The sequence below is a fragment of the Dyadobacter sp. OTU695 genome, assembly GCF_038440355.1.
In the GTDB taxonomy this organism is placed as follows: Bacteria; Bacteroidota; Bacteroidia; order Cytophagales; family Spirosomataceae; genus Dyadobacter.
This window is the reverse complement of the sequence record NZ_JASATN010000011.1, coordinates 188,428-207,090: the sequence shown is the minus strand read 5'-3', so window position 1 is coordinate 207,090 and position 18,663 is coordinate 188,428. Positions and strand designations below refer to the sequence as shown.

16 protein-coding genes are annotated in these 18,663 nt (G+C 49.5%); 8 read left to right on the top strand and 8 right to left on the bottom strand.

What is annotated here, in order from left to right; all coding sequences use genetic code 11:
- Window positions 1–61 precede the first annotated feature (61 nt).
- The 5 genes from AAHB90_RS20450 to AAHB90_RS20430 form a co-directional block, all read right to left on the bottom strand.
- A complete protein-coding gene (locus tag AAHB90_RS20450; protein WP_342087056.1) occupies window positions 62–496 on the bottom strand; it encodes a hypothetical protein in 435 nt (144 codons plus the stop codon).
- A 143-nt stretch (window positions 497–639) separates the two neighbouring features.
- Entirely contained in the window at window positions 640–1,044 is a 405-nt protein-coding gene (locus AAHB90_RS20445; protein ID WP_342087055.1) for a hypothetical protein, read from the bottom strand.
- Window positions 1,045–1,196: 152 nt separating this feature from the next.
- Window positions 1,197–2,423 (bottom strand): alanine dehydrogenase, encoded by a 1,227-nt coding sequence (locus AAHB90_RS20440; RefSeq protein ID WP_342087054.1) that lies wholly within the window; start codon window positions 2,421–2,423, stop codon window positions 1,197–1,199.
- A gap of 47 nt (window positions 2,424–2,470) precedes the next feature.
- Window positions 2,471–2,902, bottom strand: a complete 432-nt coding sequence (gene tsaE / locus AAHB90_RS20435) for a tRNA (adenosine(37)-N6)-threonylcarbamoyltransferase complex ATPase subunit type 1 TsaE (RefSeq protein WP_342087053.1) — start codon at window positions 2,900–2,902, stop codon at window positions 2,471–2,473.
- A 56-nt stretch (window positions 2,903–2,958) separates the two neighbouring features.
- Window positions 2,959–4,245 (bottom strand): Gfo/Idh/MocA family protein, encoded by a 1,287-nt coding sequence (locus AAHB90_RS20430; protein WP_342087052.1) that lies wholly within the window; start codon window positions 4,243–4,245, stop codon window positions 2,959–2,961.
- A 113-nt stretch (window positions 4,246–4,358) separates the two neighbouring features.
- Here AAHB90_RS20430 and AAHB90_RS20425 point away from each other — a divergent pair, with 113 nt between their 5' ends.
- From AAHB90_RS20425 to AAHB90_RS20410, 4 genes are all read left to right on the top strand, one after another.
- The gene (locus AAHB90_RS20425; protein WP_342087051.1) at window positions 4,359–6,308 is read left to right on the top strand and encodes a heparinase II/III domain-containing protein; all 1,950 of its coding nucleotides are present in this window, start codon (window positions 4,359–4,361) and stop codon (window positions 6,306–6,308) included.
- An 8-nt stretch (window positions 6,309–6,316) separates the two neighbouring features.
- Complete coding sequence (locus tag AAHB90_RS20420) at window positions 6,317–7,267, top strand: sugar phosphate isomerase/epimerase family protein (protein WP_342087050.1); 951 nt, start codon at window positions 6,317–6,319, stop codon at window positions 7,265–7,267.
- Between the two features lie 21 nt (window positions 7,268–7,288).
- A complete protein-coding gene (locus tag AAHB90_RS20415; RefSeq protein ID WP_342087049.1) occupies window positions 7,289–9,376 on the top strand; it encodes an outer membrane protein assembly factor BamB family protein in 2,088 nt (695 codons plus the stop codon).
- 107 nt (window positions 9,377–9,483) lie between these two features.
- On the top strand, window positions 9,484–10,518 hold the full coding sequence (locus AAHB90_RS20410) for a Gfo/Idh/MocA family oxidoreductase (RefSeq protein ID WP_342087048.1): 1,035 nt from the start codon (window positions 9,484–9,486) through the stop codon (window positions 10,516–10,518).
- A gap of 74 nt (window positions 10,519–10,592) precedes the next feature.
- Here AAHB90_RS20410 and AAHB90_RS20405 read toward each other — a convergent pair whose 3' ends face one another.
- On the bottom strand, window positions 10,593–10,958 hold the full coding sequence (locus AAHB90_RS20405) for a hypothetical protein (RefSeq protein WP_342087047.1): 366 nt from the start codon (window positions 10,956–10,958) through the stop codon (window positions 10,593–10,595).
- Window positions 10,959–11,438: 480 nt separating this feature from the next.
- Between AAHB90_RS20405 and AAHB90_RS20400 the strand changes: the two genes are divergently transcribed.
- From AAHB90_RS20400 to AAHB90_RS20385, 4 genes are all read left to right on the top strand, one after another.
- Window positions 11,439–11,987 carry an RNA polymerase sigma factor gene (locus AAHB90_RS20400; RefSeq protein WP_342087046.1) on the top strand — a complete coding sequence of 183 codons (549 nt, stop codon included), beginning with the start codon at window positions 11,439–11,441 and terminating at the stop codon, window positions 11,985–11,987.
- Between the two features lie 11 nt (window positions 11,988–11,998).
- Window positions 11,999–12,379, top strand: a complete 381-nt coding sequence (locus tag AAHB90_RS20395) for a hypothetical protein (RefSeq protein ID WP_342087045.1) — start codon at window positions 11,999–12,001, stop codon at window positions 12,377–12,379.
- Between the two features lie 131 nt (window positions 12,380–12,510).
- Complete coding sequence (locus AAHB90_RS20390) at window positions 12,511–12,768, top strand: hypothetical protein (RefSeq protein ID WP_342087044.1); 258 nt, start codon at window positions 12,511–12,513, stop codon at window positions 12,766–12,768.
- A 39-nt stretch (window positions 12,769–12,807) separates the two neighbouring features.
- Complete coding sequence (locus tag AAHB90_RS20385; protein WP_342087043.1) at window positions 12,808–13,212, top strand: Hsp20/alpha crystallin family protein; 405 nt, start codon at window positions 12,808–12,810, stop codon at window positions 13,210–13,212.
- A gap of 101 nt (window positions 13,213–13,313) precedes the next feature.
- Here AAHB90_RS20385 and AAHB90_RS20380 read toward each other — a convergent pair whose 3' ends face one another.
- On the bottom strand, window positions 13,314–15,092 hold the full coding sequence (locus AAHB90_RS20380) for a RagB/SusD family nutrient uptake outer membrane protein (protein WP_342087042.1): 1,779 nt from the start codon (window positions 15,090–15,092) through the stop codon (window positions 13,314–13,316).
- Between the two features lie 38 nt (window positions 15,093–15,130).
- Complete coding sequence (locus AAHB90_RS20375; RefSeq protein WP_342087041.1) at window positions 15,131–18,319, bottom strand: SusC/RagA family TonB-linked outer membrane protein; 3,189 nt, start codon at window positions 18,317–18,319, stop codon at window positions 15,131–15,133.
- Window positions 18,320–18,663 lie beyond the last annotated feature (344 nt).

Genomic DNA, 18,663 nt, shown 5'->3' with positions numbered 1-18,663 from the left:
GCAAAAATAAAAAGCGGGCGGAATAATCCGCCCGCTTCGCCCGGAACATGTCCGTTAATATTTAAGCGTATTTTTCGCGGATCTGGAAAAGAACCCAGAAACCGAGAAGACCGCCCACTATAAAGCCCAGTAGGTACAATTGAATAAGATTGCTTATCAGGCCTAGCAGCAATGCGTAATAAAGCAAGTTCCAACCAGCCCTTTTGCGCGCTTTAAGCGGTGAAAAGGCCATCAGATACATCACCAGCGTTACGATACCGATTGCGATACCTACGTAAGCGTTGAATGCAATACCCGCCGTAACCCCCCCCATCCCTAATACCGCGCCACCTAAGCCCAACGCCGTGAGCAAGCCCAGTATGCCGATAACAGAAAGCACCAGGATAATGTAAGGACCATATTGCACGAGAAATTCCTTAACACTCTCTGAAAATGGCGGAAATTTTTGAAGGAAAATTGGCTCGAGTTCCTTCTCGAGAAGTAGTTTAGATTCCATAGACGGGGGATTTTTTAGCTGAGTTTCAAATTATTAATTTATAAAACTAAAACAAAATCCGGGAACCCGATCCCCACGATCCAGTAAGCGTTCCAACTGTTTATTTAGCGGCCTTGCACCAATTTTCAACCGACACCCGCGGGCTAATCTTCGGGATAAGGCACGTACACGAAACCCGAAAACTCCCCGATCAGCGCAAACAGGCAGCAGAATTCTTCCGGATTTTTGTAATTCTCCGTAAAAAGCAGCACCGATTCTTCCCCGATGAGCTTGCGGTCGACAAATTCCTGAAGATAAGACGCTTTGTAAACATAATTATTCGTCAGCTCGCTCGAATCGAAAAGCAGCACTCCCAGATCGACCTCGTTGTTGGTTACGGCAAAAATCGGGTAGTCTGAAAACCCGCGTTTGCGGATCTGGTATGAAGCCTCTTTAAGCTGGTCGGCGACCTTGACAAAATCCTGCGATATATATCCCATCAATTTCTGATTCAAATCCGGAGAATTCGCATCATCCATCAGGGTGTTTTCATTGCTGTTGTTGATCATATTTGTAATATGCTGTATGCAGTAGGCTGTAAGCTATAAGCTATAAGCTATAAGCAGTAGGCTGTAAGCTAATTGCCCAATCAGTACAGATAAGTTTAATTGTTAAAAAATACATAAAGCTTAAAGCCTAAGGCTTACGGCTTAAAGCCCCTTCACATTCTCGCCGCCAGCAGCAACGTCAGATCCTTATACCTCATATTAAAGCTGCGGGCTATGTGGGAATTGGTGAGGGTGCCTTTGTGGCAATACACTCCTTTCATAAACCAACGATTGGCATAAATCATTTCTTCTATTCCGCCAATTGTACCCGTTTGCAGCAAAAATGGCAAAAATACATTGCTAAGCGCCGTGCTCGCCGTGTGCGCCACGCGCGACGGGATGTTGGGTACGCAATAGTGAATGACTTCATTATACTTGAAAATCGGGTTCTTGTGCGTCGTCATACGCGAGGTTTCAAACGACCCGCCCTGATCGATGCTCACGTCGATAATCACTGAACCCGGTTTCAGCTTCGATACCATTTCTCGTGTTACCACCATCGGGCTCAGGCCGTTTTCGGCGCGCATGGTACCGATCACCACATCTGCGCGGCCTATTGCCTCCGCCAGCGTTTCGGAATCGATAATGGACGTGTACAGGTTTTGCCCGATCGAGTATTTCAACCTTTGCAGGCGATAAATATGTTTGTCAAAAACCTTCACGTCCGCGCCCAGGCTCAGGGCAGCGCGTGTAGCATACTCCGCTACCGTGCCTGCTCCCAGGATCACAATCTTCGTCGGCGGCACGCCGGTAATGCCCCCGAGGATAACGCCCCGGCCGCCATTCGGTGTGGACAGATATTCGGCTGCAATCAGCAGCACGGTGCTGCCGGCGATCTCGCCCATGGCCCGGATAATGGGCTTCCCTCCCACCTTGTCCTCGATCAGCTCATAGCCGATGCCCGTTATTTTCAGTTCATTGAGTTTTTCAAAATACTGCTTTTCCAAAGCGGGAAGGTTGAGCGCGGAAATCAGCGTCGTACCAGATTTTACATAACCAAACTCCTCTTCCACCAGCGGTTCCACTTTCAGGATCACATTGGCCTGGTACACCTCTTTGGGGCTGCTGACGATCTTCGCGCCTGCCTCACTGTATTCATGGTCGGAGAGGTTGGCTCCTTTGCCTGCGTCCTTCTCTACCCATACTTCATGCCCGTTCCTGACCAGGATAGCCACCGCGTCGGGCGTGAGCGCGATGCGGTTTTCCTGTAACGAAACCTCCCTCGGCAAGCCGATATGCAGTGAGTTCTGGTCCTTCCGGACGGCCATTAATGATTCCTGGGGGTACAGCACCGACTGCTTGGCGAGCTCTTCAAAACCGGTAATCTGAGGTTGTGCCATTGACTAGCAAAATGAAAGTGAAACTGTAACTAACTAAATGTGACCTCTTATACCCTGGTAACTTCCAATATTCTCATGCCACTCTCATCTGCTTCCAGATGCAGCTGCATATAATTGAGCGGCCAAAGGCTCTCCACCTTACCCGGCCATTCGACAAAGCAGAAATCCCCCGAATCGAAATACTCTTCCACGCCCATGTCCAGGGCTTCCGTTTCGTCCTTAATCCTGTAAAAATCAAAATGATAGATTGTTCTGCCCCCCGCGTCATATTCATTCACCAGCGAGAAAGTGGGGCTCTGCACGTGCGTGGTAACCCCGAGATGGCTGCACAATGCCTTGATGAGCGTCGTTTTACCGGCTCCCATCTGGCCTTCGAAGAGCCAGACGGGCGTTTCCGCACCAAGCCCCAAAAGTGCTTCGGATACGCGTCCAAGCTCGTCGAGTTCTTTAAAACGAATAACCGTGGGTTGTCCAATCATGTTACAAAAATACACAATTTGGAAAAACCCGCGGTAATTTTATGCCTTCTACGGCATCAGACTTTCCATTCTTTACGCATCGGGCGGCCCAGAAGCTGGCTGGCTTTTTTATCCCCTTCGAAATCTTCCTTAACCGGATCCCATTTCAGCGAACGCCCCAACCCGTACGCGATGTTGCCGATGTTGCAAACCGATGCTGTCCTGTGCCCGGTTTCTACGTCACAAATAGGCGGCTTCCTTGTCCGGATCGCATTCAGGAAGTCCTTGTAATGGTTGGTACTAACGTAAACGCCGGCATCACCCTCATTAAAGACCTTTTCTTTCAACGGCTCCGGCGTCGTTCTCAGCTCTCCGCGTGCTACGAAAACCTCGCCGTCGGAGCCGACGAAATGGCAATGCTGCTTGCCTTCCATCGGGCGGTGTACGATCTCTGCGCCATTAGCATATTTATAGACCAAACCTTTGCCAGGTTCGGAATACACCAGTTCAGTGGGTCCGCTGGCATCCATATTCAGTCCCCATTGCGCGATGTCGAACATGTGCGCACCCCAGTCGGTCATACCTCCTCCGCCAAACTCGACGTAATCGCGCCATTTAGGCCAAAACTTGGCATCCATAGTCGGCGCGAGCTCATTATTGTAAGGCCTTTCAATGGTATTAGGCCCCATCCACAGCTCCCAGTCGAGTCCTTCTGGCTTTGTTTCGCCCTGCAAGTCCCACACTTTTGGCGGCCCGCCTACATTTACATACACTTTTTTCACTGTTCCGATGGTGCCGCTCCGTACCAGTTGCACCGCTTTTGTGAATTCCGGCGCCGAACGCTGCATGCTTCCGGTCTGGAACACGCGGTTATGCTTTCGGGTGGCATTCACCATAGCCCGCCCCTCCCTAACCGTCAAGGAAAGGGGCTTTTCGCAATAAATATCCTTTCCCGCCTCGGCCGCGCGTACCGACATCGCTGCATGCCAATGATCCGGCGCCGCAATGACCACAGCATCAATATCCTTTCTCGAAAGCAGCTCCCGGAAGTCTTTGATACCCGTCGCAGCCTTATAAGTACCCTCTCCGAGCTTTTCTGAATACCATTTGTTGGTCGCATGCACAAACGTATCCTGCTTGATCGCGTAAACGTCCGAGGCGGCAATAATGCGCGTTTCCTGCGTATCCAGGAAGCGGTTGCGCAAACCGCCACTCTGCCGCCCGCAGCCGATAAAACCCAGCGTGACCATATCGCTAGGCGCCCGGTAACCTCGCCCGAGCACATGCCGGGGCACGATCATGAAGGAAGAAACAACGGCACCTGCTTTCAGGAAATCGCGGCGGCTCAAACGTTCAGTGTTCATATTTTTTCAGGAATTTGTACTATTTAAATTTAAATTAAAGGCCGAAGTAAGTGATTCTACTGAGTAATGGAGTCTTATATTCAATTACATTCAACTTCCTAAACCACAGCGTTATGATCAGACTACTACTGGCGTTTGCCCTGGCGATCGCATTGCCCACAGGCGTGCAGCATGCCGGTGCCCAGGTCACTCAGCGCAACATTTTAGCACAGAAATACACGCAAAGCGCATTCAGCGAAGCCCTGATTCCGATTGACAAATGGACACCATATCCTAAAACTCCCGAAGAATGGCGCAGCAAAACCGACCCGGCCGAACTCGCCCGAATCCTCAAAGCAGGTGAAGACGCGCTCGAAAAGCCCATTCCGCTGGTTACCGCAAGCCTTCTGCTCGACTTCACCCGCAGTGGCGATCGCGAACGCCACGCAGCGGCTTCGTTCGGGCGAAGGAATCAATTAATGGCCCTTGTGCTGGCCGAAGTGGTGGAAGACAAAGACCGGTTCATGGAGGCCATTTTGAACTCCGTATGGGCCATTTGCGAAGAAACTTACTGGGGCGTACCCGCGCATTTGAACACACAAAAGGCCAAAAATGGCCTCCCCGACGTGCAGGACCCGACGGTCGATCTGTTTGGCGCAGAAACGGCCGGAGTACTCGCACTCACGGACTATTTTCTGGGCTCAAAACTGGATAAAATGTCCCCGCTCGTCAGGCCGCGCATTTATTTTGAAACCAATAGAAAGATATTCGAACCGCTGAAAGACGCCAAACGCTACACCTGGCTGAGCACCAACAACCCTGTCAATAACTGGAACCCATGGATCGTTTCCAACCTACTCATCGCCGATCTTCTGCTGGAAAAAGATGCCCAAAAGCGCAGGGATAATGCCTATCAGTATATGGTGTTCCTCGACCGGTATTTCAACAGTCTGGGCGATGACGGCGGCTGCGACGAAGGACCTAGCTACTGGTTTGCCGCCGGCGCAAGTGCCTACGACGCCCTCGCGATCCTCGAAAGCGCTACCAATGGGAAAATCAATATTTACGACCACGACCTGGTCCGTAAAATGGCCGCCTATATTTATAAAGTCCATATCGCCAACGACTATTTCGTCAATTTCGCCGACGCCGATCCCAAACTCAAACCGGACGGGCTAATGCTCTACCGGTTTGGGAAGGCCGTTCAGGACCCGGAACTGACGGCATTTGGCGAATGGGCTTACGGCCAGTTTGGCTCGATAACCGGGGGTAATGGCTACCAGCGTCCAAGGAAGGTCTGGAACCTGATCACTACTTCGGAATTGAAGCAGGATCAGGCGAAAACATACAAACCCGTTACGCAATCCTGGCTTTCCGATATTGAAGTACTCACCGCACGTTCCGGCAATGGCCTGTACCTCGCTACACACGCCGGCCACAATGCAGAAAGTCACAACCACAATGACGTCGGCGATTTTATTGTGTATGCCGATGGCGAACCGGTGATTGTCGATGCCGGCCGCGGTAACTATACGGCACGGACGTTTTCTTCTAAAAGGTACGAGCTCTGGTTTACGCAATCGAAATACCATAACCTGCCGATCATTAACGGGATCGGGCAGCCTGCCGGAAAGCAGTTCAATGCGAGAAACGTCAAAAGCACTCTCTCCGAACAGGAAGCTTCGCTGGCGATGGACATTGCTCCGGCTTATCCGCAGGAAGCGGGCGTACAAAACTGGAACCGCCTGGTAAAGCTCAATCGTAGTAAAAATGCCGTCGAAATATCCGATGATTACGCCCTCAGACAGAAACCCGACTCATTGCAGCAAATATTTATGACTGTTTGCAAAGTCGATACCGGCACGCCAGGCAAAATCATCCTGACGACCTCCGGTAAAAAAACAGTCTCGCTCACTTATGATCCGAAGACCTGGACCGTTTCCACGGAACTCCCTTCCACCGAAGGCATGGAATACAACAGTTTCAAAACCAAATGGGACGGCAACCCGGTCACCCGCATTGTACTCACGAGCAGAGTATTAAAATCCAAAGGCAAACATCGTTTTATCATTACCAAATCCTGAACAAACCCATGAGCCTATCGCGCAGAGAATTCCTCATTAATAGTGCCCTCGCCGGCAGTATAATCCCTTCACTGACACACGAATCGCTCGGAAACCCGACGAGCAGGGTGGCAGACGACCTGAAAGTCAATATTTTTTCTAAACACCTGCAATTCCTGAATTACCAGGATATGGCGGAAGTGGCCAAAGAGCTTGGTTTCGATGGTATCGATCTGACTGTACGCCCCAAAGGCCATGTGCTGCCCGAAAAAGTAGAAACCGACCTTCCGCTCGCCGTCGAAGCGATGAAGAAAGTAGGGCTTGCGCCGCAAATGTTTTGTACGGCTGTGGAAGATGCCGCGAACCCGGTTGACAAAAAACTGCTTGAAACGGCGGCAAAACTAGGTTTCAAATATTACCGCATGAACTGGTACCGCTATGACGAACAAAAAGCGATTCCAGAGCAGCTCGGTGAGTTCGGTACTAAAATGGCGGGATTGAGTCAGCTCAATGATAAACTGGGTATTCACGGTTGTTACCAGAACCATTCGGGGAGGATGGTAGGTGCATCGATGTTCGAGATCTGGCAAATCCTTCAGAAAGCCAATCCCAAAACAATGGGAGCGCAATACGACATCCGCCACGCCACTGTCGAAGGCGGGCTTTCCTGGCAGACGGGTTTCAACCTGATCCGTCCGCACATCAAGACGATCGTTATCAAGGATTTTTATTGGGAAAAGAATAATAGTGGTAAATGGGCTGTGAAAAGTGTGCCGTTGGGAGAAGGGATGGTGGATTTTAAAACCTATTTTAAACTGCTGAAAGACCTGAAAGTGGATGTACCGATCTGCCTTCACCTTGAATATCCGCTGGGCGGGGCCGATCAGGGTGCGTTCCAAATTACGGTGGACAAAAAAGTGGTTTTCGATGCCATGAAACGCGATTTGCAAAAGCTGAAAGAACTCTGGGCAGCTGCTTAACCAACTTTCAGGCCGCATGCCATGAAACTAACACCCATCCTACTGTGGGCTGCATTATCCGGTTTTGTGATCAGCACACAGTCAACCGACCAGAACTGGCCGGAATACAATGGTAATGGCGCCCGCAGTCATTATTCAGCTTTGAGCCAGATCACCAGAGATAATGTAACGCAACTCAAAGTCGCGTGGACGTACGCGTCCGGCGGTGCGGATACGGCACGCAACCGGACGCAAATGCAATGCAATCCCATCGTGATTGACGGCATTCTGTATGGTGTTTCGGCGGGAACACAGGCATTCGCGTTGAATGCAGCCACGGGACAGCAAATCTGGAAAACCGATATTACCGACAATGGCGGTACTACCAGTCGCGGAGTTACATATTGGTCAGACGGCAGGGAAAATCGCATTTTTTTCGGGGCTGGAAAATGGATTTATGCATTGAATGCGGCCGACGGCTCTTTGATACGAACCTTTGGCGAAAATGGCCGGATAAATCTTAAAAACGGGATCGAGCGCCCCGGTGCGGATGACTATGTGACACCCAACACGCCCAATACGATTTATAAAAACCTGCTGATCACCGGAGCGAGGGTTAACGAGTCCGAAACAGCGCTCCTCGGGGATGTACGTGCGTATGATGTGCGTACGGGCAAGCTGGCATGGACGTTCCGCACGATTCCGGCCAAAGGCGAATTCGGATCCGAAACGTGGCCTGCCAATGCGCGGGAGCATTTCGGGGGCGCCAATGCCTGGGCAGGTATGGCCATCGACCGCGCCCGCGGGATCGTTTACATTCCCACTGGTTCGGCCGCCTATGATTTTTACGGGGGTAACCGGCCGGGCAATAACCTTTTTGCCAACTGCCTCATCGCACTCGATGCCGCAACCGGCAAACGTTTGTGGCATTACCAGCTCGTGCACCACGACATCTGGGACCGCGACCCGCCCTGCCCGCCAAACCTGGTGACCGTCACGCACCAGGGCAAGCGCGTAGATGCGGTCGTGCAGGTGACCAAGCAAGGTTACGTATTCGTTCTCGACAGGGTTACCGGAAAACCGCTGTTCCCGATCCGGGAGACAGCGTTTAATTTCCCGGCCATCGAAGGCGAAAAAGTAAGCGCTACGCAGCCTGTTCCCACATTACCAGTCCCATTTACCCGGCAGACATTCACTTCAAAAGATTTCAATGCATTTGTCGCGGACCGCGATTCGCTCACCGAATTGCTTTCCAAAGCGAAAACCGGCAGCGCCTACATTCCCATCACGTCCAGCATGACGATCTTCTACCCCGGCACGGACGGCGGCGCACAATGGGGAGGAGCCGCGACCGATCCAGGCGGTATAATGTACGTCCCGGCCAAGGAAATCCCGGTTTATACGTCACTTATCAAAAAAGAAATCCCTAAAAACACGACAGGCGTAACCGGCGCCGAACTTTACCAAATCAACTGCGCTGCCTGCCATGGAGCCGATAAAATGGGTAACCACGATGGCTCCTACCCTTCGCTCGCGAACCTGGAAAAACGTTTGAAACCCGTCCAGATTGAGGCGATTTTGAAGAATGGCCGGGGAATGATGCCGTCATTTACGCACATTTCGGAAGCAGAGCGAAGTGCAATCATCGCGTACCTTACCAATCAGGAACGTCAGGAAAGCATTACGATTAATTCCAAAACCCAGGTTCCCTACCAGCATACCGGCTACAACCGCTGGTACGACCGGAATGGCTATCCGGTAAGTCAGCCGCCCTGGGGCACATTAACGGCCATCGACCTGAACACCGGCCAGCGGAAATGGCAGGTACCGCTCGGCGAATACAAAGAACTGACCGCCAAAGGCATTCCACCCACGGGCACTGATAACTACGGAGGTCCGCTGGTAACTGCAAGCGGCCTGATATTCATCGCCGCCAGCCGCGACGAGCAGTTCAGGGCGTTCGATAAGGAAACGGGTAAAATATTGTGGCAAGCTGCGTTACCGGCAGCTGGTTACGCTTCGGCAAGTACTTATTCAGTGAATGGGAAGCAATATGTCGTCATAGCCTGTGGTGGCGGAAAGTTGAATACCAAATCCGGCGACCGGTATGTGGCGTTTGCGTTGCCGTAAGGGTATTCCGAGCCAAAATCTCAAACATCAATCCTTAACAACCTGCACGGGTTTCTTGCTCAGTTTTCGTGGAAGGTTACCTTTGTGCCAAAGCAAAATTTAAAACTATGCCTTCAAAAATTCTTAATGTCGGTTTAATCGGTTTCGGTTTGTCGGGGCGATATTTCCATTCGCCTTTCCTGAGTACCAACCCGAATTTCAAGATCAAAACGGTGGTCGAAAGGTCCAAAAACGAAGCGCAGGAATTTGACCCGACGATCGATAATACGCGGTCAGTGGAAGAGCTACTCAGTGACGAGGCCATCGACCTGGTTTTCATATGCACACCCAACGACACACATTTCCAATACGCGATGGACGCGCTCGAAAACGGTAAGCACGTCGTAATCGAAAAGCCCTTTTCGGCCACCGAAGAGGAAGCCCGCGAGTTGGTGAAACTCGCAAAAGAAAAAGGTCTGGTGCTGACCGCTTACCAAAACCGCCGCTGGGATTCTGACTTCCTTACGATCAAAAAACTGCTTGGTGAAGGAAAATTGGGCGATATTATCGAATACGAATGCCGGTACGACCGCTACCGCGAGGCTGTGGCCGGTTCATGGAAAGAACGTGCCGTTCCCGTGGGCGGCAATGTTTACAACCTCGGCCCGCATTTGATCGACCAGGCATTGGTACTGTTCGGCGAGCCTGAAACGGTGACGGCAGATATACGAATTGTCCGTCCCAACAGCGAAATCGATGATTATTTCGACATTCGCCTCGGTTATGCCGACAAATCGGTAATCGTAAAATCGAGCCTGATGGTGTATGAAAACCATTTGCGCTATGTGCTGCACGGCACGAAAGGGTCATTCATCAAAGGCGGCCTTGATCCGCAGGAAGAGACTTTGCGCAAGAACGTGCTGCCTACCGAAAAGCCGTGGGGCTTGGAGCCCGAAGATCGCTGGGGCAAGCTTTACAGCGCCGCATTTACGGGGATTGTGGAAAGTGAAGCCGGCGACTATATGCCGTTTTACCAAAATGTTTACGACGCCGTCGTGAATGGTGCCGAACTGGCTGTGAAGCCGGAAGAGGTTTTACGCACCTGCCGGGTCATCGACCTGGCATTCCAGAGCAGCAGCGAAAAGAAAGTAATGGCTTATTAACCGTCGCCATAAACAAGCAAAAGGCAGCCCGAAAGTCCGGACTGCCTTTTTTGTTGCCTATTAGCAGGTCGCTATTATTTGATAACGGCTGTTACCTGACGTTTTGTCTCAGTTGAGATCGCGAATGGCTTTGTAGAGATTTCGCTGCCATTGTTGATTACGAAGCTGTAATTTCCGTCTGCAAGATTCGACAGGTCGAAAATCTTAGTGTAGTTTTCAGACTTAGGGATCGATGTGCTGTAAACGATTGTTCCTGTGTAGTCTTTGATAACCAGTGAAGATCTTTCTTTCACGTTTTCAAGAGACAGCTTGAATTTCAATTCTGCGCCCGAAACCAGCTCGATAGAAGCGCTGTTTTCTTTTACTTTATCAGCAGCGATTGAAAGATTTGCAGTTGATACTCCCACCAAAACTGCGATTGTCAAGATAGTTTTTTTCATTTTATTTTTAATGTTTAATGTCTGATTCAATGTTACCAATTTGTACTTTTCAGGCATTTACCTGTTTAAGCTCTTAAAGCGACTGTTCGTTATCGATTTTTGCTCTTTGGACATTACAAAGGTATCCAACATTGTGATTAAAAGTCAATAAGACCGATTTAGACAAGCCAAAGTTCTTTTTTCAATGATCTATAAATATTGGAATAGTTATATGATTATAGGAAAAATACAGCAAGTCGTTTGAAATCTGCCAGTATCATTGGAATAGTACAATTGTAATATTTTGCACTTTTTGAATATTTTTAAACAGTATACTCAGTTAGTAGGATTTACCACGAAGGCACCGCAGCGGCCGCGAATAGACACGAACCTCTTTGACTTAGTGTCAATTCGCGCTTTCCGAAACAAAAATATCATTACCATTTAAAGTATTTCCGAACGTCAGCCGTCTGCCAATCTGTAATAGTTCAAAAAGTCCGTTTGTCGCAGAAAAAGCCAAATATCATCCAAACCGTCACATCCTATGGCAAGCAATTGCTGGGATTCATCCGGCAACGCGTCAATACCGATGAGGATGCCGAGGACATTTTGCAGGATGTTTGGTACCAGCTTAGCACCGTTCCGGAGATAGAGGCGATCGAGCAGATGAGTAGCTGGCTGTACCGCGTGGCACGTAACCGGATCATCGACAAATACCGTAAACAGAAGCCGGAATCGCTCGAAGATTTTGGCTATGAAGACGAGGATGGCGAATTCCATTTCAAGGACATCCTACTTGCCGACGACAATACACCTGAATCCGCCTATTTGAAAGACCTTTTCTGGGAACAACTCAACATTGCCCTGGACGAACTTCCGGAAAACCAGCGGCAAGTGTTTATATGGAACGAACTCGAAGACCAGACCTTTCAGGAGATCGCCGATCGTACCGGAGAAAATATCAAAACCTTAATTTCCCGTAAACGCTACGCGGTCCGCCATCTTCGCGAACGGCTCGAAAGTGTGTACCGGGAGTTTGTAAATTATTAAATTTGTCGACCATGATGAACCCGCAAAACAGAGGTAGAAGATTTCGGCTTGCGCTGCCGGTTTTTATCCTGATCGCAGCACTCGCCTTCGGAGCAATTGTGCAATGGCTTTGGAATGCCATTCTGCCCGCTGCGGCCAACTTTAACCCTATCAGCTACTGGCAGGCGGTAGGTTTGTTCGTTTTATGCAAGGTACTCTTCGGAGGTTTCAGAGGGCCGGGCCATCACCCGTACCACAACAAATGGGAGCGGTTCAACCGGCGTTTCGGCCGCGGACGTCGCGAAGAGATCCTCGCGTGGAAAAACAAATGGATGCAAATGACCGACGAAGAGCGTATCAAGTTCCGCCAGGAAATGTGGAACCGGCGAAGGAAGCCACCCGAAAACATATGATAGTCACTAACCCGGCCCGCAAGCCGGGTTTTATTTTTCCTACCACTTTAAAGTAATTTCTTTCGCCGGACGTCTGTAATCATGTAGCCGCAAATTGGCACATATTATCATCGAACCAGACAACAAAGACCATGTTCATCGTCATTCTAAAAACAATAGGGGCTGCGGTCCTGGCAGGACTGTTCTTCTTCGCGCTTCCTTTTCTGATTTTTAAGGTATTCTTTTTCTTTCTGTTTTTCGGCTTGATTTTCAGATTTATAGCTAGAAGGCGATACCGCAGATGGCGCCGCTACCATGCCAGCTTCTACGACTATCCCCACGGCGATTTTGGCGAACGCCCGAGGGAATACCTTGCCGACCCGTTCGGTTATTCGCCTCAAAAAGTATAAACAATGCATATTCATTCATCAAACAATTCATCAACTATTATGTGTGATAACAGATTCGGACGTCGCGGCTTTGGAATGCGCCACGACCATTTTGGCAGGCCATTCGGCCCGCAGCGCGAGTTTCGCGTACCCGTTAACATTGTCAAAAACGACACGAGCTACGAAATGCTCATATTCGCGCCCGACCGCAGCAAGGAGGATTTTAAAATCAACGTCCAGGGATTGGAACTTACCATTTCCTATGAGCTCAAAGATAACCTGGGCGAGAAGCGCAACTGGATAAGACAGGAATTCAGCAAAAGCTCGTTCCAGCGGACGTTCATGATCGATACTACCGTCGATACCAAAAACATCAGCGCCCAGTATAACAACGGCATCCTGCAACTGACGCTGCCGATCGTACCCGGCTCGGAGAAACCTGCACAGGAAATCGATGTAAACTAGGATTATTTCAAAAACTTCATCAACTAAGAAAGCCCCTGCGTCTTCGCAGGGGCTTTTCTGATTACAAACGCTTAACAAATACTGGTTTTAACTAACCAAAATCATTTATACGCAGGGTCCTGTGTGAGCGTAGCTGTTCCCGCCTTGTATGACCGGTCGATTGCCTCCTGGGGAATCGGGAAAAATTCGTTTTTGCCTTTGGTGAACACAGCTCCCTTTTTGTAAACTCTTTTGTTGGCTTCAACGGCCACATACGCATTTAATACCTCGGCGGCAATTCCCCAACGCTGCAAGTCGAAGAAACGGTGGCCTTCCATCGCGAATTCAAGGCGACTTTCGAAACGGACCGCTTTACGCGCGGTAGCCGCATCTGTCCACGGCTGGTCATAAGTTTTAATCACATAGTTTGCGGCCGGCTCATTCAGTACGGTATAATCATCCCTGGATTTTGAGCCTTGAACAGCCTTTTTCACAAATCCAGCAGGATTAGCGGCCCGTGTGCGGATCTGGTTTACCAGTTTCCGGGCATTTTCCAGGTTACCCAGCTCCACGTCGCATTCAGCAAGCCAGAGCAGGATCATACCGTATCGCATAATGCGATAGTTATTGCTGGAAAGGTTACCCCAGCCATTGATACCAAAACCTGCCTTCTCGGAAATGTGCTTCTTCGGAGAATAAGGACCAGCATAAGTCTGGTCGCGGATAAAGTCGCTGCCGTGGATTTTAAAATCCTTAAAAAGAATACCTCTGCGGCCGACCGTCTGGTCCAGACGGGGATCGAGTGGGCCCGTGTGAGGCTCAAAAGGATCGGAATACTTCAGACCCTGGTCGTTTTTCACATCGCTGTCGTTAAAATTATCCAGCAAAGGCAACCCGGTAGCACTGGTTTTGAATGCATTTACCAGGTTTTGAGAAGGCTGGTAGAATCCGCAGCAACCCCATGGGTCAATGTATGGGTGGGCCAGACCGACACCTGCATCCGCGGCATCGCCCGACGCGCTGGAAACCGCGTACTGAATTTCGAAGATCGATTCAGCATTGTTACGGGTGGCGATCAGGAAGTTATCCTCAAACTTTGGAGCAAGCGAAAACTTACCGGATGCGATAATTTGCTCCAAAATAGGCTTGGCTTTTTGCAAAACAGCTACATTAGCAGCCCCGGTAGTAACATTCCATCCCTGATACATATAAGCCTTAGCCAGGAATGCCAATGCGGCCCATTTCGTAGGGCGTCCCACCTGCGACTGTGCTTCCGGAAGACCTTCCGACGCAGCCTTGAAATCGGCCTCGATCATAGGCCACACGTCCTTATCGTTCGGGATCTTGGTACTTTCAAGATCGTCTAGTTTGTAAACCGTCTCATCGATGTAAGGAATCGTTTTCCACATTTTTTTAGCTTCGAAATGGAAAAGTCCGCGCAGGAATCGCGCTTCGGCGATGATCTGCTTTCTGCGTGCGTCACTCACCTCCGGCACCTCGGCCAAAGTGTTGATCACATCATTCGTACGGGCAATCCCTTTGTACAATCCGCGCCATTTGTTTTTAATGTGGTTGTTCGTAGGTTGAAAGTCCCATTTCTCAATAAACGACTCCTCTGGCTGATCACCTGCATCGGTGCCCTTATAAGAGTCATCGGAAGCAATCCCGCCAAAAACCCAGCTCTGGATGTCGTTGTTCCACGGATCCTGGCCATCGAGGCCCTGCCCGTCTATCATGGCGTAAGCGCCCACGAGCAAGCCTTCTACACCTGATGGAGTCTTAAGAGCCGTTGGGCTGTATTGTCCTTGCGGATCGCGGCTTAGGAACGAGTCTTTGCAAGCCGAGACAATCCCGATTGCCAGACCCACCGACAGCGTGTATTTTACAAGTCTTGAATTCATATATGTTGAATTTTTGAGATCAGAAGAAAAACCGGTTATCAGAATGATACGTTAAGGCCGAGCAGGAATGTCCGTGACACTGGCATATAGCCGCCGTCGAATCCAAGCGTACGGTCCTCACCAGTCTGGATTTCAGGATTCAAACCGGTGTACTTGCTGACTGTGAACATATTCTGTCCCTGTACATAGATCTGCGCATTGCTGAAACCGATCTTCGCAGCAACCGGTTTAGGCAAGGAGTAAGTTAGCTGCACGTTTTTCAGGCGGAAATAAGTGCCCTTTTCTACAAAGTAGCTCGATGGACGGCTACTGATCTGGTCGTCAGCGTCCATGATAGGCACAGTACCTTCTTTGTGATTTGGCTGCCAGGCGTCATACAATGCACGTTTAGCGCGGTTACCCTGGAAGGTATTGAAATCCGTGAAATAACGCAGGTAGCTGAATATCTCATTACCCACCACACCATTACCGAAAACAGTCAGATCGAAAGCCTTATAACCGATATTCAAATTCACACCATAAACAAAATCGGGGTGCGGGTTACCGATAACAGTCCGGTCATCATCGGTGATTTTACCATCATTATTAATATCCGCAATTTTGAACTTGCCTGCTTTGTTGTAGGAGCCGTAAGGTGCCCAGGCCTTCGCCTCTTCATCGGACTGGAAGATACCCAGCACTTTATAACCGTAGTAGGACGAGATTGGCAGCCCCGCCTGTGTGAGCGTCACCGCGGGCACACGTGAACCTGCACCGAAATACTTGGTATTCTCACTCTCGTCGAGCTTGTCAACCGTGTTGCGGTACATCGAATAGTTCACAGAAGCACCGTAACGCAGTTCGCCTTTCATGGCGGTGTTGCGGTATGAAAGCCCCAGGTCGATACCCTTGTTCGTCATCTGGCCTACGTTGAAAGAAGGCGCATTCGCATCGCCCGCTGTAAACGTGATAGGCGTCGAGAAAAGCATGTCGGTAGTTTTCCTGTTCCAAAAGTCCAATTCGAGGGTTAATGCGTCGTTCAGGAAAGTCGCATCGAGACCGATGTTATTGGATGTGGTGGTTTCCCATTTCGCATTCGGGTTCCCAAAGGAAGACGCATCATAGCCGATGGTAGGCTGGCTTCCCGAACCGTCGATCGGATATCCCGCATGGAAAATGTCTGCACGGTAAGTGGTATAGGCATTATAGTCCCCGATTTTCTGGTTTCCGGTTTTACCCCAGCCATAGCGCAGTTTCATGTCGTTGATAAAGCTTACCGATTTCATGAAGTTTTCATCCGACAACCTCCAACCCACGCTGAATGCGGGAAACACCGCATTTCTCGAAGCCTGCTGAAAACGGGAAGACGCGTCGTTACGGAGGATGAACTGGAACAGATACTTGTCTGCAAAAGCGTAGTTGACCTTTCCGAATTGTGAGTACAGGCTATAATCCCTGTTCACACCACCATAGTTGGTCGCTTTCGTCGCATCACCGAGGTTCAGGTAATTGATAATGGATGGTATTTCAAATGCATAACCTGAACGGGAAGCACCGAACTCCTCAGCGAACTCCCGGATAGCTTCCACGCCGATGTACGCGTCCACTTTATGGTTTGTACCAAAATTGTGGGAGTAACTTAAAGTATTCGTCCAAACCCATTGATATGAATAGTAATCGGTAGCAGTCGAACCGTTGTTGAAGCTACCTTCCACATATTCAGGGTTAGCACGACCTATATAGCGGCCACGCTGACTAACACCGTCGATACCCAGACTCGTTTTAACGGTCAGGTTTGGAATAATGTCGAACTCCCCGTATACGTTACCGAATGCACGCAGGCGGTAAGTGCGGTTATCCTTTTCACGAAACAACGTCGCGTAAGGGTTCGAGTTATTACCGAGGTTCAAACCGCGGGAACCTGCGAAATTGCCTTTGATATCATAAATAGGCAGCAATGGATGGTGCTTATAGGCCCCTGATACGGCGTTTTGTTCCTGGTTGTTCCCAAAACCTCCTTTTCTGTTGTCAAACGATACCGCAAGGTTCTCTCCTACCCGGAAACGCTTATTATTGGTCGAGAACTCGGTGTTCGCGCGGATGGTGTAACGGTCGTATCCGATGAATTTCACTACACCGTCCTGACTGAAATAACCCACTGACAATGCATAACGGCTGTTTTCAGTACCGCCGGTTGCCGATAGCTGATAATTTTGAATGGGTGCTGTTGAAGTAAGTTCTCTCCACCAATTGGTATCGGCCGCTTTGGTGATCGCATAAATGTTACCAGGCACGAGCGAATACTTCGCCGGATCGACGTCCGGTGTACCTTCTTTGCCTTTGCTTGGAAATACGTAATCCGGTATCGTAACCTCACCATTCGGGCCGTAGGTGTACTGGCCGTGCGAAGGTGTTTTACCCGCGTATTTGTCTGCCAGATAGAGGTATTCACCCAATTCCTTGGCATTCAACGCCTCTACTTCTTTATAGGCTTTTTGTGTTCCATAATAAGCATTGAATGAAATCACCGGCTTACCGACCTTACCTCTTTTGGTAGTGATGATCACAACGCCGTTTGCCGCGCGCGATCCATAAATGGAAGCTGACGACGCATCTTTCAGGATCTGGATCGTTTCGATGTCGTTCGGGTTAAGGTTACCCTGGTTTTCGGTTGGTACGCCGTCGATGATGAACAGCGGGTCGTTGTTACCGATCGTACCGAACCCCCGTATACGTACCGTTGCATTTCCACCCGGCGTTGCATCGTTGACGATGTTCAAACCCGACGCACGGCCTTGTAATTGCTGTGCGAAAGTAGTTGCCGGAACAGATTGAAGATCCTTCGCATTTACGGTCGTTACCGAGCCGGTAATGTCGCGCCGCGACTGCGAACCGTAACCGGTCACGATCACTTCTTCCAGCGCGCTGACGTCGCTGGTCATCGACACGTCGATTACCGTCCGGTTGCCAATCGCCACATCTTTGGCTGTGTAACCGATAAATGAAAAGACCAGTACCTGGGCGCTGGAAGGCACTTTAATGGAATATTTGCCGTCCGCGTCCGTAGTGACGCCAATAGTCGACGAACCTTTGAGTGTGACAGAAGCTCCCGGTAAGCTGGAACCGGACTGCTCATCCATAACCTTTCCGGTGATGGTGATATCCTGTGAAAAAGCTGTCAGAGAGATAAGGAACAGAAGCACGCAAAAAACCGGCCTGCGTCCCAGGTGAAGGTAGTTTTGTTTCATCGTATTTAGTTAGGTTAATATAGATTCCACCCAAAAATATTCATTTGACATCATTAAATAATCTAATATTTACAAAATATATTCAATCAAATATATAATTGTACTTTTTCATTTATAAAGGGTAGCAGGAATTGAGTTTTTCTAAGAAAAAGCGGCGATCAGGATGCGATTTTAATCTAATTTTAATCTGCTCTGAATTAAGTGTCAACATTACAAATAACACAAAATCAGCATATTATAGTAAATTAATAGTTACAAAAAATCATCCCAGTACCCTCAGTAGACAGACAAAATATCTATTACAGGACGAGAAAGTTATTTGATTGAATATCTAAATTAATTTA

Bases quoted from the DNA above. Each gene is read 5' to 3' on its own strand.
- AAHB90_RS20375 (WP_342087041.1), bottom strand. From the start codon at position 18,319: ATGAAACAAAACTACCTTCACCTGGGACGCAGGCCGGTTTTTTGCGTG.
- tsaE (WP_342087053.1), bottom strand. From the start codon at position 2,902: ATGATTGGACAACCCACGGTTATTCGTTTTAAAGAACTCGACGAGCTT.
- AAHB90_RS20415 (WP_342087049.1), top strand. From the start codon at position 7,289: ATGAAACTAACACCCATCCTACTGTGGGCTGCATTATCCGGTTTTGTG.
- AAHB90_RS20450 (WP_342087056.1), bottom strand. From the start codon at position 496: ATGGAATCTAAACTACTTCTCGAGAAGGAACTCGAGCCAATTTTCCTT.
- AAHB90_RS20405 (WP_342087047.1), bottom strand. From the start codon at position 10,958: ATGAAAAAAACTATCTTGACAATCGCAGTTTTGGTGGGAGTATCAACT.
- AAHB90_RS20420 (WP_342087050.1), top strand. From the start codon at position 6,317: ATGAGCCTATCGCGCAGAGAATTCCTCATTAATAGTGCCCTCGCCGGC.
- AAHB90_RS20445 (WP_342087055.1), bottom strand. From the start codon at position 1,044: ATGATCAACAACAGCAATGAAAACACCCTGATGGATGATGCGAATTCT.
- AAHB90_RS20385 (WP_342087043.1), top strand. From the start codon at position 12,808: ATGTGTGATAACAGATTCGGACGTCGCGGCTTTGGAATGCGCCACGAC.
- AAHB90_RS20430 (WP_342087052.1), bottom strand. From the start codon at position 4,245: ATGAACACTGAACGTTTGAGCCGCCGCGATTTCCTGAAAGCAGGTGCC.
- AAHB90_RS20395 (WP_342087045.1), top strand. From the start codon at position 11,999: ATGATGAACCCGCAAAACAGAGGTAGAAGATTTCGGCTTGCGCTGCCG.
- AAHB90_RS20440 (WP_342087054.1), bottom strand. From the start codon at position 2,423: ATGGCACAACCTCAGATTACCGGTTTTGAAGAGCTCGCCAAGCAGTCG.
- AAHB90_RS20410 (WP_342087048.1), top strand. From the start codon at position 9,484: ATGCCTTCAAAAATTCTTAATGTCGGTTTAATCGGTTTCGGTTTGTCG.
- AAHB90_RS20390 (WP_342087044.1), top strand. From the start codon at position 12,511: ATGTTCATCGTCATTCTAAAAACAATAGGGGCTGCGGTCCTGGCAGGA.
- AAHB90_RS20425 (WP_342087051.1), top strand. From the start codon at position 4,359: ATGATCAGACTACTACTGGCGTTTGCCCTGGCGATCGCATTGCCCACA.
- AAHB90_RS20380 (WP_342087042.1), bottom strand. From the start codon at position 15,092: ATGAATTCAAGACTTGTAAAATACACGCTGTCGGTGGGTCTGGCAATC.